At 68.8% G+C, this 22517-nt stretch carries 19 protein-coding genes; 7 read left to right on the plus strand and 12 right to left on the minus strand.

The genetic code is table 11. The annotated features are described in order from the left end of the window. Nucleotides 1-10 precede the first annotated feature (10 nt). Nucleotides 11-697 carry a nicotinamide riboside transporter PnuC gene (pnuC, locus tag F5X71_RS33350; RefSeq protein ID WP_174817184.1) on the plus strand — a complete coding sequence of 229 codons (687 nt, stop codon included), beginning with the start codon at nt 11-13 and terminating at the stop codon, nt 695-697. 52 nt (nt 698-749) lie between these two features. On the opposite strand, the gene F5X71_RS33355 is transcribed toward pnuC, so the two are convergent. After that, entirely contained in the window at nt 750-1124 is a 375-nt protein-coding gene (locus F5X71_RS33355) for an ArsR/SmtB family transcription factor (RefSeq protein WP_167465550.1), read from the minus strand. Between the two features lie 117 nt (nt 1125-1241). On the opposite strand from F5X71_RS33355, the gene arsM reads away from it, so the two are divergent. Further along, a complete protein-coding gene (arsM, locus tag F5X71_RS33360; RefSeq protein ID WP_167465551.1) occupies nt 1242-2030 on the plus strand; it encodes an arsenite methyltransferase in 789 nt (262 codons plus the stop codon). Nucleotides 2031-2103: 73 nt separating this feature from the next. On the opposite strand, the gene F5X71_RS33365 is transcribed toward arsM, so the two are convergent. The 10 genes from F5X71_RS33365 to F5X71_RS33410 form a co-directional block, all read right to left on the minus strand. Further along, nucleotides 2104-2847 carry a TetR/AcrR family transcriptional regulator gene (locus F5X71_RS33365; RefSeq protein WP_167465552.1) on the minus strand — a complete coding sequence of 248 codons (744 nt, stop codon included), beginning with the start codon at nt 2845-2847 and terminating at the stop codon, nt 2104-2106. Nucleotides 2848-2855: 8 nt separating this feature from the next. Then, nucleotides 2856-4397: a cytochrome P450 gene (locus F5X71_RS33370; protein WP_167465553.1), complete on the minus strand. Its 1542-nt coding sequence runs from the start codon at nt 4395-4397 to the stop codon at nt 2856-2858. 166 nt (nt 4398-4563) lie between these two features. Further along, nucleotides 4564-5355 carry a DeoR/GlpR family DNA-binding transcription regulator gene (locus F5X71_RS33375; RefSeq protein WP_167465554.1) on the minus strand — a complete coding sequence of 264 codons (792 nt, stop codon included), beginning with the start codon at nt 5353-5355 and terminating at the stop codon, nt 4564-4566. Between the two features lie 116 nt (nt 5356-5471). Further along, complete coding sequence (locus tag F5X71_RS33380) at nt 5472-7556, minus strand: CocE/NonD family hydrolase (RefSeq protein WP_167465555.1); 2085 nt, start codon at nt 7554-7556, stop codon at nt 5472-5474. Next, nucleotides 7556-9172 carry an AMP-binding protein gene (locus F5X71_RS33385; RefSeq protein ID WP_167465556.1) on the minus strand — a complete coding sequence of 539 codons (1617 nt, stop codon included), beginning with the start codon at nt 9170-9172 and terminating at the stop codon, nt 7556-7558. Before F5X71_RS33385 ends, F5X71_RS33380 begins: the two co-directional genes overlap by 1 nt. A 137-nt stretch (nt 9173-9309) precedes the next feature. Then, on the minus strand, nt 9310-9963 hold the full coding sequence (locus tag F5X71_RS33390) for a TetR/AcrR family transcriptional regulator (RefSeq protein WP_167465557.1): 654 nt from the start codon (nt 9961-9963) through the stop codon (nt 9310-9312). A gap of 67 nt (nt 9964-10030) precedes the next feature. Further along, the gene (locus F5X71_RS33395) at nt 10031-11422 is read right to left on the minus strand and encodes a lipase family protein (RefSeq protein ID WP_167465558.1); all 1392 of its coding nucleotides are present in this window, start codon (nt 11420-11422) and stop codon (nt 10031-10033) included. Between the two features lie 145 nt (nt 11423-11567). Next, nucleotides 11568-12476 carry a carbohydrate ABC transporter permease gene (locus tag F5X71_RS33400; RefSeq protein ID WP_174817185.1) on the minus strand — a complete coding sequence of 303 codons (909 nt, stop codon included), beginning with the start codon at nt 12474-12476 and terminating at the stop codon, nt 11568-11570. Next, nucleotides 12473-13354 (minus strand): carbohydrate ABC transporter permease, encoded by an 882-nt coding sequence (locus F5X71_RS33405; protein WP_167465559.1) that lies wholly within the window; start codon nt 13352-13354, stop codon nt 12473-12475. Before F5X71_RS33405 ends, F5X71_RS33400 begins: the two co-directional genes overlap by 4 nt. 1 nt (nt 13355) lies before the next feature. Further along, nucleotides 13356-14606, minus strand: a complete 1251-nt coding sequence (locus F5X71_RS33410) for an extracellular solute-binding protein (protein WP_238815600.1) — start codon at nt 14604-14606, stop codon at nt 13356-13358. A gap of 159 nt (nt 14607-14765) precedes the next feature. On the opposite strand from F5X71_RS33410, the gene F5X71_RS33415 reads away from it, so the two are divergent. From F5X71_RS33415 to F5X71_RS33435, 5 genes are all read left to right on the plus strand, one after another. After that, nucleotides 14766-15680, plus strand: a complete 915-nt coding sequence (locus F5X71_RS33415) for an SIS domain-containing protein (RefSeq protein WP_238815601.1) — start codon at nt 14766-14768, stop codon at nt 15678-15680. An 82-nt stretch (nt 15681-15762) separates the two neighbouring features. After that, complete coding sequence (locus tag F5X71_RS33420; RefSeq protein ID WP_167465561.1) at nt 15763-16908, plus strand: ROK family protein; 1146 nt, start codon at nt 15763-15765, stop codon at nt 16906-16908. 163 nt (nt 16909-17071) lie between these two features. Next, nucleotides 17072-18232 (plus strand): N-acetylglucosamine-6-phosphate deacetylase, encoded by a 1161-nt coding sequence (locus F5X71_RS33425; RefSeq protein WP_167465562.1) that lies wholly within the window; start codon nt 17072-17074, stop codon nt 18230-18232. After that, nucleotides 18229-19182 (plus strand): hexose kinase, encoded by a 954-nt coding sequence (locus F5X71_RS33430; RefSeq protein WP_167465563.1) that lies wholly within the window; start codon nt 18229-18231, stop codon nt 19180-19182. The genes F5X71_RS33425 and F5X71_RS33430 overlap by 4 nt, the downstream gene beginning before the upstream one ends. Before the next feature lie 49 nt (nt 19183-19231). Continuing rightward, a complete protein-coding gene (locus F5X71_RS33435) occupies nt 19232-20056 on the plus strand; it encodes a class II fructose-bisphosphate aldolase (RefSeq protein WP_167465564.1) in 825 nt (274 codons plus the stop codon). A gap of 263 nt (nt 20057-20319) precedes the next feature. Here the strand turns inward: F5X71_RS33435 and F5X71_RS33440 are convergent, their stop codons facing one another. Further along, nucleotides 20320-22410, minus strand: a complete 2091-nt coding sequence (locus F5X71_RS33440) for a CocE/NonD family hydrolase (RefSeq protein WP_238815602.1) — start codon at nt 22408-22410, stop codon at nt 20320-20322. Nucleotides 22411-22517 lie beyond the last annotated feature (107 nt).

A 22517-nucleotide genomic window follows, 5' to 3' on the forward strand; every position in this document is an offset into this window, starting at 1 on the left:
TGTACGACAGGTGAACCCGCTTCTCACCTTGCTCGACGCCAAGCTGCACATCGCAGGCTCGGAGATCCTGTGGCGCGAGGTGATCGGCAACGGCTTCGGCCTCACCTCCGCGATCGGCGGCATGCGTCGCCGGGTGTGGGCCTGGCCGATCGGGATCGCCGGGAACACGCTGCTGTTCACCGTGTTCGTCGGCGGGGTGTTCAACACGCCGCAGCACCTGAACATGGCGGGGCAGGCCGGGCGGCAGCTGATGTTCATCGCGGTCAGCGTGTACGGCTGGTGGAGCTGGTATCGACACGCCAAGATCGAGACCGGCCTCGAGCATCGCGGGGTGGACCCGCGCTGGGCGAGCAACCGGGAACGCCTGATCCTGGTGGCCGCGATGCTCGTCGGCACCGCCGCGTTCGCCCAGCTCTTCGCCGTGATCGGGTCTTATGGCCCGTGGGCCGAGGCCTGGATCTTCACCGGATCGGTGCTCGCCACCTACGGCATGGCCCGCGGCCTCGCCGAATTCTGGCTGATCTGGATCGCCGTCGACATCGTCGGCATCCCGCTCCTGGTGAAAGCCGGCTACTACCCCTCGGCCACCCTCTACTTCGTCTATGCCGGCTTCGTCGCCTGGGGCTTCATCGTCTGGATGCGCACCATGCGTGCCACCCCCGAACCAACCCCGATCCCAGCCACCACCACACCCTGACACCACGCGAAACCCCCTGTCCTGCGGGACCATTCACCCGCAGGCCGGTGACCTACCGCGGCGCACCCGTACGCACGGGGTCACCGATGCCGCTACCCAGCACGGCCGAAAGTTGTTGCAGGGCCGCGGGGATCAGCCAGTAGTAGACCCAGGTGCCGCGGCGTTCGCAGTCGATCAGGCCCGCTTCGCGCAGCACCTTCAGGTGGTGGGAGATGGTGGGCTGCGCGAGGTCGAACCGCGGCGTCAGTTCGCACACGCAGACTTCCGCGCCGGCTCGGGTCGCGATCAGGGAGAGCAGCCGCAGCCGGACCGGGTCCGCCAGGGCTTTGAACGCACCGGCGAGCTCGACCGCGGTTTCGGGTGCCAGCGGCGCGGTCAGCGTGGCACAGCAGTCGGCGGCACGCACCGGCAGTTCTTGTTTCGACACCTATCTATATTGACAGACTTCGATCCAACGGGGCAAGCTTGTATCGATAGTTATCAATACAACCCGGTCGAAGGCGTGCTTTCCGATCAGGTTCGAACAAGTCAGGGACGTGATGTCATGACCGATCAGCGCAATGAACTCCGGGAAACGGTGCGTGCCCGCTACGCGCTCGCCGCACGGACCGTCGCCGAGGGCGGGGTGGCCGAGGACTGTTGCGGCGCCGACCCGATCGCCGCCGAGCAGAAGTTCGGCGCGAGCCGGTACGAGCCGACCGACCGCGAGCAACTTCCCGTCGCGGCCGCGGCGGCCTCGCTCGGCTGCGGCAATCCGACCGCGGTCGCCGAACTCCGGGTGGGCGAGCGGGTCCTGGACCTTGGTTCCGGTGGCGGCATCGACGTGCTGCTCTCCGCACGCCGGGTCGGCCCCACCGGCAAGGCCTATGGCGTGGACATGACCGAGGAGATGCTGACGCTCGCGCGAGCGAACGCGGCGCGGGCCGGGGTGTCGAACGTGGAATTCCTGCGGGGACATATCGAGGCGATTCCGTTGCCCGCGAACAGCATCGACGTCGTGATCTCCAACTGCGTGATCAACCTGTCGGTCGACAAGCCCGCGGTGTTCGCCGAGATGGCACGGGTGCTGACCCCCGGCGGGCGCATCGGCATCGCCGACGTCGTCGCCGACGACGAACTCACGCCCGAGCAGCGCGCAGAGCGCGGCGACTATGTCGGCTGCATCGCGGGCGCGCTCTCGTTCGCCGAGTATCGAAAGCATTTGGGCGCCGCGGGTTTCACCGAGGTCGAAATCACCACCACACACGAGGTGGCTGACGGCATGCACTCGGCGATCATCAAGGCCGTCAAACCCGCCGAGGAGCCGTGTTGCGGCTCCAGCTGCTGCCGGTAAGGCGCTGGGCCGCATCCCTTTTCAGCGTCCCGCAGCAGGCTCCGGCAGCGGGTGCGGGACCGCACAGGGGATTTCAGTCGGCGCGCTCGGTCGCGGCGGCGAGGACGACCGCGAGCGAGTCGGCGATGGTGGCGGTGCGCTCGAAATGGAAGCCGCGGTCGGCGGCGTGGCCGGTGTAGAGGTGCCAGGCCGAGGAGGTGAGCAGGCGGGCGATGGTCTCCTGATCGGGGCGCTCGGCGGCGGGCATGCCGATGTACTGGGTCACGATGCCCTCGACCAGCCCGACCAAGCCGTACACCACCGGCCGGTACTCGGCCACCTCGATGCCGAGCAGCGCACTGCCCGCACGGAACTTCTCCCACAGCGTTTCCGCGACCCGGTGCCTGCCGATAGTCAGGCTGGTCTCGCCCGCCGCGTGCCCGTGCACCGAACCGCTCTGCCCGAACTGATACAGCTTCGGATGCTCGGCCGCCCAGTGCACCACGGTGCGCATCGCCTCGAAGATGATCTGCTCGAGCGTCTTGGCCGGATCGAGCACCAGAACCGCCTCGACCTGGGCGATGTACTTCTCGAGGATGTACTCGCGCACCCGCGAATCCAGATCGTCGCGGTTGTCGAACTGCCGGTAGACCACCGATCTGGCCAGCCCGGCACGCTCGGCGATCTGCTGGATGGACACCTCGACGCTGGGATCGTTGTCCTCGATCAGCGCCACGGCCGCCTCGAGGATCTGCGCCTGCCGGGTGGAATTGTGTTCGCGCCAGCGCTGCCCACCCCCGCGCCTGCGATGGGTACGCATGGCGGCGGGCGGTTTCACCAGTCCGACTATACGGCGGTGTCCGCCCGCTCCAGCTCCGGCAGGAACCGCGGCCGCATCGGCAGCGGCCCGTCCGGACCACCGGTGAACGAGTTCTGCCGCCGGATCCGTTTGTCCGATACCGCGTCGAACTCCAGGTGCTGGGCGAAGGTGGCCACCACCAGCGCGGCCTCCATGCTCGCGAAACCCGAGGCGACGCACATCCGCTTGCCTGCGCCGAAGGGCATGGTCGCCCGCTTGTGCTCGCGCTCCACCTGCTCGGGCAGGTACCGGCTCGGGTCGAATTCGTCGGGCCGGTCCCACACCCGGTTGCTGTGGTGCACGCCGTGGATGACGGTGATCACGGTGTCACCGGGCTTGATCCGGTAGCCGCCGAGCACGTCGTGCGCCTTCGCGGTGCGGCCGAGCCCGACCACGGGCGGCAGCAACCGCATGGTCTCGGCCACCACGGCCTGGGTCCACGGCAGCCGGTCCAGATCGGCGGCACGCGCCGGGCGCCCGCCGAGCACCGTGCGGACCTCCTCTCGCAGCCGCGCCCTGGCCTCGGGATATTCGGAGAGCAGCTGCCATACCCAGCTCAGCGCGGTCGCGGTGGTCTCCATGCCCGCGCCGATGAAGGTCATCAGCTCGTCGTGGATCTCCTGATCGGTGTACCGGTAGCCGGTCTCCGGATCGGCGGCGTCGATCAGCGCGGCGAGCAGGTTGTCCTTACGGTCGATGCGCCCGCTGCGATGGTCGGCGATCAAGCCGTCGACGACCTGCTCGGCGTGGCGCAGGTCGCGCATGCTGCGCGGCTCGATCACCCAGCCGAGCGCGCGCATGATCCGCATCGGCAGTCGGGAGTTCCCGGCCTCGTTGCGATGCCTGCCGTGCCGGTGCAGCCAGGTCCCGAGATAGTGGATCGGATAACTGGCGTTGGTCATGAAGCCGCGGCCGAAGAACCGCAGCAGTCGATACAGCGTCACCTCGGACATGGGCCCGGTGATATCGGTGCCGAACATCGTGCGTGAGGTGATATCCAAAGTGAGCCGGTTCATTTCGGCGTTGACGTCGATGATGCCGTCGGTCTGCGCCAGCGCGCGGATCCTGGACACCGCGTCGGTGGCGGCCTCGACCATCACCGGCGCGAAGCCATCGACGTTGCGCTTGGCGAAGATCGGCTGCACCAGCCGCCGATTCCGTTGCCACAGCGCATCGTTCAGATCGGTGACCAGGCCGCGGCCGAACGCCACCGCGAGCATGTCGTAGTCCGGGCTCTTGGTGTAGTTGCTCTGGTTCGACACCAGGACGTGGCGCGCCAGTTCCGGACTGCGCACCACGACGAACTTCTTGAACGGCACCCGCGCGACGATCACGTCGTCCTGCCCGGGGAACGCGGTCACATAGTCGAGCACCGTGTGGTCGCGCACCCGCGGCAGGATGCCGAGCGACAGCTTGATCGAGGCACGCCAGCTGACGGGCGTGCGATGCCAGCGAATGAAGGTGGGCGCCCACCGGGGTGGGTGCAAAGTCGAATCGGCGACGGTATCGGTGCTCTCGACCTCGGCCATAACCGCTCCCTGCCACTCACCTGGGACGTGTTGTCCCACTCACGGTAATGAGACGTCCAGACCCAGTCAATGGTTCGTTCGCACCGATCCAGCGGGCCGGTCCCGGGCAGCGGAACAGCGCGGCACGCGCGGCGCGCCGGGCTGTTCTCGTCCGCTCGAGCAGGCCTCACACCACGTCGACGCGCACCCCCGTCGCGCGAATCGCCGCGACCGCGGCGGGATCGGCGTCGGTGTCGGTGACCAGCACCTGGACCTGCTCGATGCTGCAGATGCGGGCCAGCGCGGTGCGTTCCAGCTTGTCCGCGGTGGCCACCACCATGACGTGGCGGGAACGGCGCACCATCTCGGTGGTCACCCCGGCCTCATCGATATGCCTGCACTGCGCGCCGCCCTCCGCCGAGATCGCGTTCACGCCGAGGATCAGCTCGTCCAGGCGCAGTTCGGCGAGCGCGCGTTCGGCGAGCGGGCCGTGCAATTCGTAGGACTCGCGGCGGGCGACGCCGCCGAGCACGACCGTGCGCATATGCGGGCGCAGCACCATCTCGCCCGCGATGTTGAGCGCGTTGGTGACGATGGTCAGCTGCTCGTCGCCGGTGATGCCCAGATCGGTGCGCCCGGCCAGCGCACGCGCCACCGCGGTGGTCGTGGTGCCGCCGTTCATCGCGATCACCGCGCGCGGATCTACCAGGGACGCAGCGTGTTCGGCGATGCGCTGCTTGGCCTCGCCGCCGGTCTGCCGGTAGCGGGCGGGCAGGTCGTAGGCCACCGAGGTGGCGACCACACCGCCGTGCGTCCTGGTGGCGAGCTGCTGCTCGGCCAGCGCGGTGAAGTCGCGGCGCACGGTCGCCGAGGACACGCCGAGTCGCTCGGCGGCCTCCTCCACCGAGAGCCGCCCGGATTCGGCGAGCAGTTCGAGCAGGCGGTTCCACCGTTGCGGGCGGTCGGTCGGTCCCGTCATCTCACACCACCTCGCACGCGACCTGCAGTTTCACTTGGCACGCGGACAATCTGATCACAGGCACCCCGCCGACCGTAGAGATTCCGGCGCGGCGATGCCAAGCCGGAAGCTACGACTCAGGGTCGCGGCCGCGACAGGCCCGCCAGCGGCAGCGTGAGGAACGAGGCCGCCTGCCCGGTGCGCTGGATGTCGTACTCGCCGCCGAGCAGTGCCGGGTAGTCCTTCGGGTTGAAGATATGGGTCGGCGCGTCGCCGGAGGCGATGGTCACCTGCAACCGATGGCCGGGCTCGAACACATGGAATGCCGGGCGCACCTTGACGTTGTACTCGGTCAGCTCCCCCGGCACCACCGGCAGCATGGATTCCCTGGTTCCCGGGTGGAACGCGCCGAGCACGCTGCCGTCGGCGGCGCGCCAGGTCCGCTCCTCGTCCAGCGCACGGAAGTTGCCCGCGAGCTGTCCGTCGGTGAGCGCGAACGCGGTGCCGTCCGGTGCGATGTCCTGCACGGTCACGCTGAACGCCGAGGCCGGTGTGTTCGACACGGCGAACAGCGTGGCGCCGATGGGCCCGGCCAGCACGGTCGGCTCGGTGAACGGATCGGTCGTGTACTGCGGATTGTCCAGCAGCCCAGGGATGTCCGGATGCGCGGGAAACCGCGCGCATGGATCGTCGACCCCGGCCAGCGTGGTCAGCAACTCGTAGACGCCGGAGAAGTTGCGCGAGAACGAGGCATTGCAGATGGTGCCGCCGTTGACCGGGCTGAAGCGCACCCGATCCGAACCCGACTCCACCACCGGGCGATCCGGCGTGAGCCGCCCATCGGCGGCCAGATAGAGGTTGCGGGTGGGGGTTTCGCGCACCGGATAGGTCGCGCTCTCGATCACGTTGCCGTTGATGTCGATGGCGTGCAACGGGGTCTCGGTCTCGTCGATGCCGTTGCGGTCGTCCTTCAGCCACCGATCGAACCAGGCCAGTTGCAGGGCGTGCATATCGATGTCGGTGTTGCGTTGCACGCCGGGTTGGATGTGAAACCAAGGGCCGGTGAGCATTTGGAAGCGGCCGCTCGATGGCGCGTGCGCCGGCATCGGCCCGTGGTGCGAACGGCCCGCGTAGGCGTTCTGCAATCCGGCGAAGGTCCGCGGCGTGCCGTCCTGCAGCAGGTCGTACTGTCCGCCGATCAGATAGGTCGGAATGCCCGCGGCCCCGACTCGATCCAGCACCGTGTCGATCGCTCGCGACTCCCAGTACGGACCGTTGTAGGCCCGGTCGCCGTCGGCCAGCGCGTTGAACAACGACGGCCACGTGCCCTCTGGCCGAAAGTGCGAGAGCAAGTGGTCGACGAAGACACTGGCCAGCTTGCCGGGCTCGCGGTACAGCCCGAGGATCGGATCGAGCTGCGGCAGCAGGGTGATCGGGACCTGCAGCATCGAGGCGAGGAACGCGGTGTTGTAGAAGCCGTCATGCCCGAGCAGATCCTGGAACGCGTGATTGCCGACCATCAGCGGGAACATCGCCTTGACCGGCGAATCCTGTTCCAGCACACCGGCGGCGAACAGTTCGCTCATCCCGAGGTAGGACAGCCCCCACAGCCCCACCTCGCCGGTCGAGTTGGGCAGTGCTGCCGCCCACCGGATCACGCGCTTCGCGTCCTCGCGCTCCTGCGGTTGCAGGATGCTCCATTGCCCGTTGGACGAGCCGGTGCCACGGATGTCGACGATCACGCTGATGTAGCCGCGTTCGACGAAATAGTCGCCATAGCCCGCGGCATCGCCGATCTGCTTCGCCACGTCGACGACGCTCGGCAAGGCCTGCTCCAGCAGCGGACCGAGCCCCTCATAGGACAGCAGCCGCACCAGCCCGGCGCTGTCCTTCCCGTACGCCGACTGGGTCAGCACGATCGGGAAGGGCCCGGCCGCGGGTGCGCCGGAAGCGTCTGTCGGATAACGGACGTCGGCGCGCAGGACCACACCGTCGGCCATCGGCAGTTCGACATTCTTCTGCTCGCCGACGCCGTAGCGTTCCGGCGCAGGCTGCCACCCGTCGGGTAATCCGGTGCGGGCGTTCGCCTTCGGCAGACCGACGGTGGGCGACGGCTCAGCGGTGGCGCGCGGCGCGACCGTCGGCAACAGCGCGGACGCGATGAGCACACCGGCCACGGTGACGAGGCGGAGCAGCGTTGCGGTGGATCGCCGGATGCTCATCAGTGCCCCGCCAGGCCTCGGCGCAGCAGCTTTCCGGTGTTGGTGCGCGGTAGTTCGTCGACGAACGTGACATCGCGCGGCACCTTGAACCGGGCCAGGTTGGCCTTCACGTGCGCACGGACCGCGTCGGCGTCGAGTTCGTGCCCGGGGTGGCGCACGACGAAAGCCGCCAGCCGCTGGCCGAATTCGTCGTCGGGCACCGCGACGATCGCGGCCTCCGCGATCGCCGGATGCGCGTAGAGCAGCTCTTCGACCTCGCCGGGAAAGACGTTCTCGCCGCCGGAGACGATCATGTCGTCGTCGCGGCCGTCGATGAACAGCCGACCGCCCGCGTCCCAGTGCCCGACATCACCGGAGGACAGCAGGCCGTCGACGCTGTCCTTGGTGCCGCCGCCGGAGTATCCGGTGAACGACAACACGCTGCGCACGTAGATCGTGCCGCGCCTGCCCGGTTCGGTGATCACTTGCCCGTCCTCGTCGTAGAGCCGGACCGTGCACGCCGTCGGCGGCTTACCCACCGTCCCGGGTGCCGCGCGCCAATCCCGCGGCGTGGCAATGGCGGCCACCCCGACCTCGGTCGAGCCGTAGAAGTTGTAGAGCACGTCGCCGAACGCCGCGGTGGCCGCCTCACCGAGCGCGGCGGGCAGGGCAGACCCGGCGCTGAAGACGATGCGCAGGCTGCTGGTGTCGTGCGCGGCCAGCGCCTCGGGGCCCAGGTCGAGTATCCGGCGCAGCATGGTCGGCACCAGCACCAGCACCTGTGCCCGCTGCGCGGCGACCGCGGCCAGCGTCGCGGTCGCGTCGAATCGCCTGCGCAGCACCACCGTCGAGCACAGCGACAGCGCGAGAATGAACTGGTTCAGCGCGGTGCCGTGAAACAGCGGTGCGGCCAGCACCAGCGTCTGATTGCGGCGCAACGGGATTCGCTCGAGCAGCGCGGCCGCCGCGAGCGGCGAGCGCACCTCGCGCGGCACCCCTTTCGGTGTGCCGGTGGTGCCGCCGGTGAGCAGCACGAAGCCGCCCTGGCGCGATGGCGGCGCCAGCTCGGCGGTGTCGTTGCCCGCGATCAGTCCCTCGACCGTCGGGGTGCCCGCCGTCCCCTCGTGCACCGCGACCACCCGGCACACCTCGGCGGGCAGCACCCGCAGCAGGTCGGCGAATTCCGCGTCGTACACCACGGCGCGCACGCCCTCGCGGGCCGCGACATCGGCCAGCTGCGGTCCGGCGAAGCCGGTGTTCAGCAGCACCAGCCTGGCCCCGATCTTGGCGACGGCGAGCATGGTGTCCACCAGTTCGCGCCGATCCCGGCTCAGGGCGGCCACCGTGTCACCGGGGCCGAGACCGAGACCGATGAGGCCACGCGCGAGCGCGTTGCTGCGCTCCTCCAGCTCCCGGTAGGTGAGCGGGCCGAGTTCATCGAGCAACGCGACGCGCTCGGGTGCGCGCCGGGCCGAGATCCGCACCGGCCCCGCGATACCGCCGTAGCGGCGCACCGCCCGCGACGCGCGCAGCATCCCGACCGGCGCCCGCAGATCGATCAAACCCGCGCGCTGCAAGACGGTCACCGAATGCAGATTGACCAGCAATGCGCGTGCGGCATTTCCGATGGCGGACATGAAGACTCCGTCCAGAGAATTGATCGCCCCTCCACTGCGGAGCTCGATTCGACTGTAGGAGATTCACCAAATTTCGGCAAGTCATCTTTTCAGATTGAATCCGGACCGGGCTGACACGGATTCAGCCGATTTTCGATTCAGGCGTACGCGAGGCCCGCGTGCACGAGATAGGCGATCTCGTCGCAGATTTCGTCGAGCGTGACGACCGAATCCGGTTTCGTGCTGTGCACCAATTCCTGGGCCAGTGAGTTCACCGCGCCGATCACCGCGAGCCCGAAAAGATCGAAGCGCCGCGGCTTGGCCTCGCCCCGGGCGACGCCCCGCTCGGCCTCGCTGACCAATAATGCCGACAACAGCCGCCGCTGTTCGGCCCGCCACTGCTCGACCGCGGGACTCACCCCGACCACCTCGACATAGCAGACCCGGGCCGAACGTTGATCCGCACAGGTCACCGCGAGATAGGCGCGAAAGCCTTCGACCACCCTGGTCGACAACGGTTCGTTCTCGGTTTTCGCCAGTGATTCCAGGGCCCGCGCGACGGCGTGCGAGGTAATCCGATTCACCAGCGCGATCAGCAAGGCTTCCCGGCTGCCCATATCCTCGTAGAAACTGCGCGTGGAAACATTGGCCACCGCGCACAGTCGCTCGATGGAAGTGGCCGCGTAGCCCTGAGTTCCGTATAGCTCCAAGGCGGCATCGAGCAAACGGGCCTGCCGTTGGGCCACCCGTTGTTCCCGCGACAGCCCGCCGTAGCTGCGACCGTCCTTCGTCTCCTCTTCCCGCCGTGCCACCGTTCGATGCTACCCGGTCAGCGGCGGAGCACCCGGCGCGGACATCGGCGGGCGCCGGGGCAATCGACTACCGGTGCGCGCCGATCGCCTGCCCGACGAGCGCCTGTGCCATGGGCGGCAGAATCTCCGAGAGCGCCTGGCCGAATTGCGGTTCCGGAATCGTGCTCACCGGACTGGTGATGGTGCAACCCTGCGGCGCGGCGACGCCGTCGAGCCGATCCTTCAGCCAATAGAACGCGCCGGGCAGATGCGACACCACACCGGAAAGGTGCTCGGCCGCGAATTCCCGCACATAGGTCACGCTCGGCGCCGCGCCGTCACAGTATTTCCGCACCGCCGCATCGGTGCCGGCAATCGGAATGAGTTCGTCGTTCTGCGCGTGATAGAAGTAGATCGGCACGGACGGGGTCCGCTGCCCGAGGGAATTATCGGCAATGGCGTCCCGAATCTCCGGCAGCGCCAACGGGTCCGCACCCTGGAATGTGCCGAGATAGTTGAAACCCGGGAAAAGAAGGGCGCCCTGCGGGTGGCACAGCACCTTCTTCGAGGCCAGCACGAATTGCCCGAGAAGATCCACCCGCTCGCGCAGCACACGCTGCATTTCCGGGTATTCGGTGGCGAGGCCGACGAACGCGGCGGAAATCAGCCCGGCATAGACGCCGTCATTGTTGTGGCGCACCACGCCGGCATAGTCGCCCGCCGCGACCCCGCCCGCGGCGGCGCCGACGATATTGAGTTCCGGCGCGTATTCCTCCTTGATCTCCGGCACGAAGGCCGTCGGAATCGTGCCGCCGGAGTAGCCCCACAGCGCGACCGGCGTTCGCGGCCCGCTCAACTGCGCGGGCGCGAAGTTCTCCGCGGCGCGGATGCCGTCGAGCGTCGCCTGGGCATTCATCCGCGACGCGCCGTAGGCCGAGTTCGGACCCTGATAGTCGGGCATCGCGATGGTCCAGCCCTGCCCGAGCCCGGCGGCGATCGGGATGAGGGTCTCGGCCGCGTTGACGTAATCGACCGGGATGGCCCCGGATTGGGCCACATACGAGGGCGCGCAGTACTGCGCGCCGCTGTCCTCGGCGATTTGATAGGAGAGCAGCTTCGAGCCGCCCGCCGGGGCGGGCCCGCGCGGCTTCAGGATCGTGGTGACCGTCGCGATCGGCTCGCCCTGACTGTTCGTGGTGCGGTAGAGCAGCTGCCACGCGTCGACATTCAGCCGCAGGATGCCCATGAACGCGGGATAGATCGCCCGCGCGCGCAGGATCTCCCCCGGCTGCGCGGCCGCGACGGCACCGGCGGACGGCCGATAGAAGTCATCCAGTTCGGGCGGGAGGGTAAGTGCCGGGGCGGGCTCCACCCGCACGTCCGGCCCGGGTACCGCCTGCCCCGAGCCGAGCCCCATCCATGTCGCCATCAGTGCGATGACGCCGAGGACGACCACGCGCCCACCGTTGCGCACGCTCATCGAAAACTGCCTTCCCGTTACCGGCCATGACCCTTATTGGTCAGGGATCTTTTCAGATAACGGACCGGAAGTCCAGTCTCAGACAGTGCTTCGATTCACGGCACGACAACGGCGGGTGGCCCAGTGCACCACCCGCCGTGTCGAACTACTTGACGCTGCCCGCGGTAAGACCGGCCACCAGGCGCTTTTCGATCAGCGCGAACAGGATGACGACCGGGATGATGCCCACGGTGGAGATAGCGAAAACGTATTGCCACGAGGTGTCGTACTGACCGACGAACTTGGTCAGCGCGACCGAGAGCGGCTGATTCTCCGGCGTGGTCAGCACCACCAGGCTGGCGGCGAATTCGTTCCAGCAGGAGACCACGACGAAGATGGTCGCGGTGACGATGCCGGGCCACACCAGCGGCAGGCTCACCCGGACCAGGGTCTGCCAGCGGCTCAGCCCGTCCAGCTGCGCGGCCTCCTCGATCTCCACCGGGATGGCGGCGAAGAAGCTGTGCAGGATCCAGACCGCGAACGAGAGGTTGAACGCGGCGTTCACCAGGATCATCGCCAGGAAGGTGTCGTTGATGCCGATCGCGAAGAATTCCCGGATCAGACCGGTCACCAGCACCGTCGGCTGCAACATCTGGGTCACCAGCACCAGGCCGAGGAACACCGCGCGACCCGGAAACTTGTGCCGCGCCGTGTAATACGCGGCCGGGATGGCGACCAGCAGCACCAGCACCGTGGCGAACACCGAGATGATCACCGTGCTCGCCATGTTGAACGGCAGCGGTGTCTCCGGGGTGTCCCACATGGTGGCGTAGTTGTCCGGATGCCACGACTCGGGAATGTAAGTCGGTGGGATGCGCAGGATTTCGGCGCGGTCCTTCAACGAGCCGAGCACCATCACGATGAACGGCAGCAGGAACAGCGCCGCGATCACCACGCCCACCGCGGTCAGTTCCCAGCGGCGGCGTTTGGCCCGGACCTTGGGCCGCTCAGCCCGCCCCGCGGGCACGACGGTGCCGGTGACCCGCTCGATCGTCACGTCGGTGTCGGCGGTCATCCGTCCACCTCCTGGGTAGGCCGGATCACCTTCACATAGATCGCGATGATCACGATGATCAGGACGAAGTTCAGCACGCTCATCGCCGCGGCGGTGTCGACCTGCTGGTTCTGCCGAATCAGCTTGAACATCAACGTCGTCGTGGTGTCGGCCTGGAAGCCGGCGATACTGCCGGTGATCACCTGCAGGATCGGCAACGAGTTGAACGAGTTGATGATGTTGATGATCGTCGCGACGGCGATCGCCGGACGCAGCTGCGGCAGAATGAGATACCGGTACCGCTGCCAGGCGCTCGCACCGTCGACCCGGCCCGCCTCACTGATCTCGGCCGGAATCGACTGCAGCCCGGCCAGAATCGTGTAGGTGGTGAACGGGATCGAGACGAACACCGCGACGCCGATCGCGACCAGGAACGCCGGTGTCGGCTGCTTGGTGAAGCCGTAACCGCGGTCCAGCAGGCCGATATCGACCAGGAACCGGTTCGCGATGCCGACGTCGGGATCGAGCATGTAGTAGAAGATCGTCGTCGTCATCACCACCGACGCGGCCCACGGCACCAGCACGGCCATCCGGACCGCGGTGCGGCCGGGGAAGTCCTTGCTGAGGAACTGGGCCAGGCCCGCCGAGATCACCAGCGTGATCAGGACGACGGCGACGACCCAGACCACCGTGTGCAGCAGCACCGAGCCGAGCTCGGAGATCCCGAACAGAGTGCGGAAGTTCTCCAGTCCGGCCGCGCCGCGATCCTGCCCGTAGGCGCTCAGATCCCTGGTACTGGTCCACACCATGTAGCAGGCGGGGAAGGCGACGATAGCCGCGATCAGGACCAGCGAGGGTCCGATCCACGGTATCGCCGCCAGAGTTCCTTTCCGCCGCACGCTACTTCGCGGCTTCCTGGATCCGCTGCAACACCTGGGCCGGGTCGGTGCCCTGCGCGATGGTGCCCATCTGCTGACGGATGGCGCCCTGCGCCGCAGCCCATTTCGGGTTGTTGCTCGGGTAGAACTGGGCCACCGCGAGGGTCGAGCCGAACGCCTTGGTCACCGGGTCCGATGCGAGCTTGGCCGCGGCGGTGTTGGTGATCGGGATGAAGCCCTCGGTCGAGACGAACTTCGCGTAGACGTCCGCGCCGTAGAAGAAGTCGAGGAACTTCTTGATGTTCGCCGCCTTCTTGCCGTCCTTCTTGAACGCCATCAGGTGGTCGGCGACGCCGAGGGTCACCGGCGTGCCGGTCTTGGTCGGCGATGGCGCGGTCGCGTACTTCAGGCTCGGGTTCTTCGCGGCGATCTGACCGATGGTCGGCGGCAGGCCCTCGATCATGCCGATCTTGCCCTGGATGAAGGCATTGATCACGTCCTTGCGGTCGGTCGCGCCCGGATTCGGCTGGGTCACACCGGCATCGGCGATCTCCCGCATGGCGCGCACGCCCTCGAGGTTGGCCGGGGTGTCGACGGTGACCTTGTCACCGTCGGACCAGGTGCCGCCCGCGCCGAAGGTCCAGATGGAGGTCTCGCCCTGGGCCTCCTCGCTACCCAGCGGCAGGCCGTAGCCGGAGACGCCGTCGCCGAGGGCCTGGATCTTCTTGGCCGCGTCGGTCAGTTCGGCCCAGGTCTTGGGCGGCGTGGCCACGCCCGCCTTGGCGAACAGGTCGGTGTTGTAGAACAGCGTGCGGGTCGAGGCGAACAGCGGCAGCGCGTACTGCGTCCCGTTCAGCGACGCGTTCTTCGCGAAGCCCGGCTGAATATCCGAAAGTACCTGCGGGGAGACGATTTCGGAAGCGGGGTAGAGCATGCCGTCGCTGGCGAAGCTGGAGTACGCGTCGATGTTCAGGATGTCCGGCGTGGTCGACTCCGACTGCAACTTGGTGCGCACCACGTCGTTGATCGAGTTCCAGGACTCCATCTGCAGGTTCACCTTGATATCGGGATTCTGCTTCTGGAAGTCCGCGATGATGCCGTCCCACAGCGCCTTCGTGCCGTTGGCCCCGTCGCTATAGGCCGGAGCCAAGAAGTTGATCGTGGTGTCGGAGTCGGCGGAATCTTTCGAGCCGAACCCACAGGACGAGATCGCCAGCGCAAGGCCGGTGACCATCGCGACCCCCGCGAGCACGCCGTGGAGTGGTCTTTTCACGAGTAGAACCTTTCAAATTTGCACATCCGGCGCCACTGGACAGCCGATGATGGGATCGACCTGATCGACCCGCCACTCAATCTAGACCCAACCTTGATCATATGTGACCGATTCGCTCGTTAAGTTGACATGAACGATCACCGGGCGGATTCTGTTGTTGTGTCGATCTCAGCCGAACCCACGCCCGCCACCCATCTGGCCAAAGAGGTCGCCACCCAGCCTGACGACTGGGCGCGCGCCGAAACGATCGCCGCCGAGCACCGCGAAATCCTCCCCCAAAAGGGCGAGCGAGTAGCTGTGATCGGTTGCGGCACTTCCCTGTTCATGTCCAAAGCGATCGCGGCCCTGCGCGAGCGAGCCGGCCACGGTCTGACCGACGCCTGGCCCGCAAGCGAGGTCCGTTCCGGCCGCGAGTACGACCGCTACCTGGTGATCTGCCGTTCCGGCACCACCACCGAGGTGGTCAACGCGATGCGCGAGCTGCCCGCGGACGTCCCCCGCACGGTCATCTGCTCCAGTCCCGGCACCCCGGTGCTGGAACTGGGCGCGCCGATCCTGATCGACGAGGTCGACGAGGAGTCGGTGGTGCAGACCCGCTTCGCCACCACCACGCTGGCCATCCTGCGCTGGCACTTCGGCGAGGACCTCGCCCCGGTGATCGCCCAGGCCCGCGCCGTGCTGGCCGAGGATCCCACGGTGTCGCTGGCCCAGGTGCGCCATGCCGAGCAGATCAGCTTCGTCGGCATGGGCTTCGCCGCCGCCATCGCCGAGGAGTCCGGGCTCAAGCTGCGCGAGTCCTGCCAGTCCTGGACCGAGTCCTACCTGTCCACCGAGTACCGGCACGGCCCGATCGCCATCTCCGCGCCCGGTCGCGCGGTCTGGGCCTTCGGCCCACTGGTGCCGAACTTCGCCGCCGATATCGCGAGCACCGGCGCGCACTTCGAGCACCGTGACATCGATCCGATGGCCGACCTGGTCCGGGTGCATCAGCTGTGCATCCTGCGCGCGGCCGACCTCGGACTCGACCCCGACCACCCGCGTGGCCTCAACCGCTCGGTCGTCCTGGACCAGTGAGGAATCCGGTTCGGTGAGCCCCGACCCCACCGCGGCGTCCGTAGCGGCGCCGTTACCGGCAGCGGGAACTAGTGTGCGAGGCATGTCAGCCGAGCACGACCCGAAGCGAACCGACCGGCCGCGCACCGCTGCGGCCGGATCGTCCGACACCGCCGCTACCGCGGCGGAGCTGGGCGCGGGCGCCGCTGCGAACAGCACGGCGCCTTCCGCCGGTGCCGCCAGGCCCGCGATCGGCGCTGCCGGGCCGACCGCGACGGCTCGTCCTGGTGGCCCGTCGACGTGGCAGGCCGCGGCACCCCCGCGGCCCGCCACGTTGCCCGAGGACGCACTGGTGCTCGGCCTCGATGTCGGCGGCACCACCATCAAGGGCGAAATCACCGACCGCACAGGCGAAGTGCTCGCCGTGGCGACCGTGGCCACGCCGCAGGGCGAGGCGGCGTTCGAGGCGATGGGCGCACTCGGTGATCAGCTGCTCGCCGAACTGAGCGCGGCCCAGCGCGATCGGGTGCGGCGCGCGGCCGTCGTGCTGCCGGGGATCGTCGATTCCACGCGCTCGATCGCGGTGTTCAGCAGCAATGTCGGCTGGCGCGACGTGCACATCGGCGACCGGTTCGTCGACCGCTGGGGCATCCCGGTGTTGATCGAACACGATGTCGCCGTGGCGGGTTGGGCCGAATGGCGCTTCGGCGCCGGACGCGGCCACGACAACGTCTGCGTCGTCATCCTTGGCACCGGCATCTCCGGCACCCTGTCCGTCGGCGGGCAGCTGGTGCGCAGCGGCTACGGCCAGGTCGGCGAGTACGGCCACATTCCGGTGCGCCCGGACGGGCTGCCCTGCCCGTGCGGCAACACCGGCTGCGTGGAGACCGTCGCCTCCGGCGCCTCGATAGCGCGCGCGTACACCCGGCGCACCGGCCGCGAAACCAAGGGCGCGGCAGAGGTTTTCGCCCTCGTAGCGTGCGACCCCGACGCCAAGGCGGTGCTGGTGGACGCGGTGGACGCGCTGGCCGACGGACTGATCGGCATCGTGCACGCGGCCTGCCCGGAGCTGATCATCCTCGGCGGCGGGCTCGCGGGCGCCGGAGCGGCGCTCACCGACCCGCTGCATCAGGCCATCGCCGACCGGCTCCGGTTGGTGCCCGCGCCGCGGGTGGTGCTCGGTGCCTACGGTGCGCGCGCCGGTCTGATGGGCGCCGCGCTGTTGGCCAGGCAGGGGGCGCTGGCGTGACCGCCGGTTCGAGCGCGGCCCACTCAACTGGGTACCGGCCCCAGATTGACGGCGGCAATGCGTCCGTCCCAGCATGGGAGCCGTGCGTGGCCCGTATCAATGGCGGGTCACCCGTCGTCGGCCGTCCTGCCGCGCCCGCCGGACGCGGCAATAGGCTTGCCCTATGAGCCCGGGTACCGAACTAGCCATCCGCGGGCGCGTCGTCTGCGCGTCCGCCCAGCTGGACGACGGTGTCGTCACTGTTGTCGGCGATCGGATCAGCGCGGTCGTGCCCTACCCGGAATGGGCTGCGGCGCATCCCGGTTCGGCCGAGCCCGCGTTCGCGGGCACCCTGCTGCCCGGCCTGGTAGACATCCACAACCACGGCGGGCTCGGCCACCGGTTCGACTCGGTCGACCCGGACGAGGCCGCCGCGGCCGCCGCGTTCCACCATTCCCGCGGCTCCACGACCGTGGTCGCCAGCATCGTCACCGCGGCCGCCGCGGACCTGGTCGCGCAGACCGCGATGCTGCGCGATCTGGCCGAAGACGGCGTGATCGGCGGCATCCACGCCGAGGGGCCGTTCCTGTCCGAGGCCCGCTGCGGCGCGCAGGACCCCCGCTACCTGCGCGACCCTGATCTCGAGCTCACTGATCAGCTGCTGCGGGCGGGCGGGGGGCGGCTGCGGATGATGACGCTCGCGCCCGAGCGCTCCGGGTACGACGCGGTCGCCCAGCGCCTCACCGAGCACGGCGTGGTGGTCGCGCTCGGACACAGCAACGCCGATTTCTCCGCGTTCCTGAAGGCCTTGCGGCCCACCGGCTTCGGCAGCGTGGTCACCCACCTGGCGAACGGGATGCCGCCGCTGCACCACCGCGAACCGGGCCCGGTCGGCGCCGGGCTGGTCGCCGCGGCCGCTGGGGCGGCGATCGTCGAGCTGATCGGCGACGGCGTGCACGTCGATCCCGGGTTCGCCGCGCTGGTCTTCGCGGCCGCGCCGACCCGGGTCGCGCTGATCACCGACGCCATGCAGGCGGCCGGGCTCTCCGACGGCGAGTATCAGCTCGGACCGCAATCGGTCACGGTCCGCCAAGGCGTGGCCCGCATCGCCAACGGTTCGCTGGCCGGCGGCATCAGCACGCTGCTCGACTGCCTGGCGCGGGCGGTCCGCGAGTCCGGGGTGCCGCTCGAGACCGCGGTGCGCGCGGCCACCGCGACGCCCGCGGCGGCGCTCGGCCTCGCCGACGTCGGCGACCTGCGCGCCGGATATTTCGCCGACCTGTTGATTGTCGGCGACAATCTCCATATGCATCGGGTGCTCAGGCGAGGACAGTGGTTGTCGTGATCCTTACCGTGACCATGAACCCCGCCTACGACATGACCTACCGGGTCGAGCACTTCGAACGCGGCGAGGCGCATCGGGTCCGCTCCGTCGAGCAGCGCATCGGCGGCAAGGGCATCAACGTCACCCGGGTGCTCAACCAACTCGGGAAGTACGCGCGGGCAACCGGTTTCGCCGATCACGCGTTCGCCGCCGCGGCCGAGCTGGAGATGCCGGTCGATTTCGTGCACGCGCTGCCCTGGGTCCGGCGCACCGTGGTGATCAGCGAATCCGAGGACGGCACCGCCACCGCGCTGTGGGAGCCCGGCGCCCGGGTCTCCAACCCGCACGCCGCCGAACAGCTCGCGGTCCGGGTGGCCGGCATGCTGCCCGACGTCGACGGCCTGGTCATCTCCGGCTCGCTGCCCGGCGGCATCGCGACGTCCCTGCCCGCCGAGATCGCCCGCGCCGCCATCGCCGCCGACGTGCCGACCATCTGCGACGTGGACGGCGAGGCCCTGCGCCTGGCCGCCCAGGTCCCCGGCGTCGTCCTGATGCCCAACGGCGACGAGCTGCACCGGCTCACCGGCGTCAAACCGGTCACCGCGGCAGAGGTCGTCACCGCCGCGTACCCGCTGATCGACAACGGTGTGCGCGCGGTGATCGCCACCCGCGGCGCCGACGGCATGGTCGCGGTCACCGCCGCGGGCGCCTGGTTCGCCGCACTGCCGGAACCGCTGGCCGGAAACCCCACCGGCGCGGGCGATTCCGCCACCGCCGCGGTCATCGCCGCGCTCACCGCGGACGAGGTCCCCGACTGGCCGACCATCCTCACCGACGCGGTGGCCACCTCGGCCGCCGCCGTGGTCATCCCGGTGGCCGGCGAGATCGATCGCTGCCTGCGCACCCGCATCGCCCCGACCGTCCGGGTCACCCGACTCGACCTACCCACCGCCCCAGAGACGACGGCGTGACCCGCGCGCCCCTCGTCGTCCCGGGCTGAGCACCGCAGGAGAGATACCGATGCCGCTGACGCCTGTCGCCGAGCTGGTCACCGCCGCCGCACCCGGCGGACTCGGGGCGTTCAACGTGATCGCGCTGGAGCACGCGGAGGCCATCGCCGCCGCCGCGGAGTCGACGAAACGTCCTGTGGTACTTCAGCTTTCCGAGAACACCGCGAGCTATCACGGCGGCATCGCGCCGCTGGCGCTCGCCTGCCTGCGGATCGCGGCCGACAGCAGCGCCGCGATCGCGGTGCACCTCGACCACGCGACCGACCCGGCACTGGTGCGCGCCGCGGTCGAACTCGGCGTCCGCTCGGTCATGTACGACGGCTCCACCCTGGACTACGCCGCGAATCTCGCCAGTACCGCCGAGATCACCCGCTGGTGTCACGAGCGCGACGTGCACGTCGAGGCCGAACTCGGCGAGGTCGGCGGCAAAGACGGTGCGCACGCCCCCGGCGTGCGCACCGATCCGGACGAGGCGGTCGAGTTCGTGGCCGTCACCGGCGTGGACGCGCTCGCGGTCGCCGTCGGGTCCTCGCACGCCATGCACACCCGCACCGCGACTCTGGACAACGAATTGATCGCCCGCCTGGCCGCCAAGGTGCCCGTCCCGCTGGTCCTGCACGGCTCCTCGGGTGTCTCCGACGCGGGACTGCGCGCCGCGGTCGAGCACGGCATCACCAAGGTCAATATCGCGACCCGGCTGAATGTCTTGCTGACCGAGGCGATCCGCGCCGTTCTGGCCGGCGACGCGGACCTGTCCGATCCACGGAAATACCTGGCCCCAGGCCGCGCGGCGGTACGGGACGAGGTGGCCCGCTTTCTTCAGCTCCTGGCCTGAGGCCCCGTAAAAGACGCAGTCGGCGGCGCTCACGTCAACGCCGCCGACCGCTGGGAAGGGTGAACCGTTCCCATGCGGTCCACCGAAGTTCGGGTTTCCCCAGAGGAGATGCGGTCGGCGGCGACAGGAGTAACGCCGCCGACCGCTGGGGAGGGGTGGACCGGGGCAGCCGATCCACCAGCACCTTTCACACTCCCCTACGCACCTGAACACTTCCCCTGACATTCCTGAGATTCCGTTAGGAACCAGGGAACCAGGCCGCGCTAGTCGGGAATCGCGGCGGTCAGCGCGATATTGACCCAGCTGGGCGCGTCCGGGTCGAGCCGAAGCCGCTCAGGCCGCAGGCCGGAATCGACAAGGAACAGCGCGGGCGGCAGGCCCTTCGGGAAGTTGCTGGCGAAGACGTTCACCCGCAACCGATGTCCGGGCTGCAACACCGCCTCGATCGGCGTGACGGCCACGTCGAGGGTGACCGGCTCGCCGGGCACGACGGGCTGACGCCGATCCAGATCCAGGAACTGGCGTGGTTCGGTGTAGTCGCCGTCGGCCGAGGTCTTGCTGGCCGCCTCGTCGATCTGCCGCAGCGAGGAGACCAGCTGCCCAGTGGCGATCTCCCGGGAGGTGCCGTCGGGTGCGACGTCGTTGACCGTCGTCACCCAGTAGCCGTCGGTCGCGTCGTGCACCACGTTGAGGTGCACGGCGATCGGGCCGGAGATGGTGGTCGCCTCGGCCACCGGGCTACTGGTGAAGCTCAGCCCGTCGTGCTCCCACACCCGCGAGTCGTTGCCGCACGCGTCCAGGATCGCGGTGACACCCGCGGTGATGCGGGCGACGTCGCGGCCGCACAGGCTCAACAGGCCGGGCGCGACCGTCAGGTCGCGGACCGCGCCCTGACGCGGGCTCTGCGCCAGGCCGCCGTCGTAGACCGAGCCAGCCGCAGTACCCGATGGCTGATCGTTGAGGTAGACGCGTCGGTAGGTCGCCTCGGTGCGCGGGAATTCCGAGCCGTCCGTCCAACCGCCGCCCTGCTGCTTGACCACCAGCGGCGCGTACTTCTCGATGCCGTTGTCGATGCCGCGCAGCCAGTGGTCGAACCACGCCCGCTGCAACACATCCAGCCGCGGCGGCATGCCGGGATGGCCGAAACCGGCCACGCCGGAACCGACGTGATAGCCATCGCCCATGATCAGCTTCTTCTGCTCCGCGGGCAGCGGGATCGAGTTGAACGTGTCGGTCGGCGTGGTGCCGAAGATGTCGAACCACGCGCCCACCATGAAGGTCGGCACCTGGATGTTCTCGACCTTGGCCTTAAGCCCCTGCCGGAACGGCGAATTCGGGTCCATGAGCTCGCGGGTGCGCGGGGTCAGCTGGTCCGGCGTCAAGGCCGTGTAGCCGTTGGCCACCATGTCGACCAGGGTCAGCGGGTCGGCGATGCGATCCTTCAACCATTGCGCTTGCTGTGCGGGATCGAACTTTCCGACCGCGAGCGCGGTGACATCGGGGATCATCTTGAGCGCGTTGACACCAAGCAGCCACGGCACCAGGAAGCCGACGCCCACCGCGCCGCCCGGTCCGGCGATGTCGTTGAAGATGTCGGCACTGCCCTCGTAGGCGAAGACCGCCTTCAGTCCCGGCGGCCTGCGGTCGGTGGCCTCCAGTGCGGAGATCGCGGTGAACGAGATCCCCATGGCGCCGACGTTGCCGTCGCTCCACGGCTGCCGGGTGATCCAGTCGATCACCTCGGCGGCGTCCTGCTTCTCCCGGTCGCCGAAGACCTGCCACGTGCCCTCGGAGGTACCGGTGCCGCGCAGGTCGACCTGCACCAGGGTGTATCCGGCCTCGGTCAGGGCCCAGTCTTGCACGGCGGCCTCCACCGCGCCCGAGTCGAGCTGGCGGGTCAGGTCGAACAGACCGTCGATCCCGACGCCGGGCAGATTGACCGAGGCGATCCAATCCTCGAGCGGCTTCTTGATCCCGAGCCCGTCGGCGGCGGCCAGCACCGCCTGGCCGACCAGGATCGGCAGTTTTCCGTAGCCCTGGAATTGCAGGACCACGGGACGCCTACCGTCGGGGCGGTGGCCGTCGCGGGCCGGATGAATGACGTCGGCCTTGAGCACCTTGCCGTCGCTCATCGTGATCGGCACCGCGAGATCCGGCGAGATCCCGTTGTAGGGCTGCGGCCCGTCCAGCGCCGAATTCCATTGCGCGGCATGCGCGCCACCGTCGATTCCGGTGAACCCCCCAGCCGGCTCACCGAACGCCGCCGTGGTCAGCGCCTGCGCACCCGCCAAGATCACCGACCCGATCACCATCGCCCGCAGCACGATCCGTTTCGCTCGGTTCCGAGCCCTCATCGATGTGTCCCGCCTCTCGATCGATCCATAGGCCAGATTGTTGCTACTGGCCGGTAATAACGACTCGTCCCCACGCGACATCGTTTTACCCCAGGACGACAGAGCAC

Source organism: Nocardia brasiliensis, from assembly GCF_011801125.1.
Classification (GTDB): domain Bacteria; phylum Actinomycetota; class Actinomycetes; order Mycobacteriales; family Mycobacteriaceae; genus Nocardia; species Nocardia brasiliensis_C.

Bases quoted from the DNA above. Each gene is read 5' to 3' on its own strand.
- arsM (WP_167465551.1), top strand. From the start codon at position 1,242: ATGACCGATCAGCGCAATGAACTCCGGGAAACGGTGCGTGCCCGCTAC.
- F5X71_RS33370 (WP_167465553.1), bottom strand. From the start codon at position 4,397: ATGGCCGAGGTCGAGAGCACCGATACCGTCGCCGATTCGACTTTGCAC.
- F5X71_RS33375 (WP_167465554.1), bottom strand. From the start codon at position 5,355: ATGACGGGACCGACCGACCGCCCGCAACGGTGGAACCGCCTGCTCGAA.
- F5X71_RS33380 (WP_167465555.1), bottom strand. From the start codon at position 7,556: ATGAGCATCCGGCGATCCACCGCAACGCTGCTCCGCCTCGTCACCGTG.
- F5X71_RS33385 (WP_167465556.1), bottom strand. From the start codon at position 9,172: ATGTCCGCCATCGGAAATGCCGCACGCGCATTGCTGGTCAATCTGCAT.
- F5X71_RS33395 (WP_167465558.1), bottom strand. From the start codon at position 11,422: ATGAGCGTGCGCAACGGTGGGCGCGTGGTCGTCCTCGGCGTCATCGCA.
- F5X71_RS33400 (WP_174817185.1), bottom strand. From the start codon at position 12,476: ATGACCGCCGACACCGACGTGACGATCGAGCGGGTCACCGGCACCGTC.
- F5X71_RS33420 (WP_167465561.1), top strand. From the start codon at position 15,763: ATGTCAGCCGAGCACGACCCGAAGCGAACCGACCGGCCGCGCACCGCT.
- F5X71_RS33425 (WP_167465562.1), top strand. From the start codon at position 17,072: ATGAGCCCGGGTACCGAACTAGCCATCCGCGGGCGCGTCGTCTGCGCG.
- F5X71_RS33435 (WP_167465564.1), top strand. From the start codon at position 19,232: ATGCCGCTGACGCCTGTCGCCGAGCTGGTCACCGCCGCCGCACCCGGC.
- F5X71_RS33440 (WP_238815602.1), bottom strand. From the start codon at position 22,410: ATGAGGGCTCGGAACCGAGCGAAACGGATCGTGCTGCGGGCGATGGTG.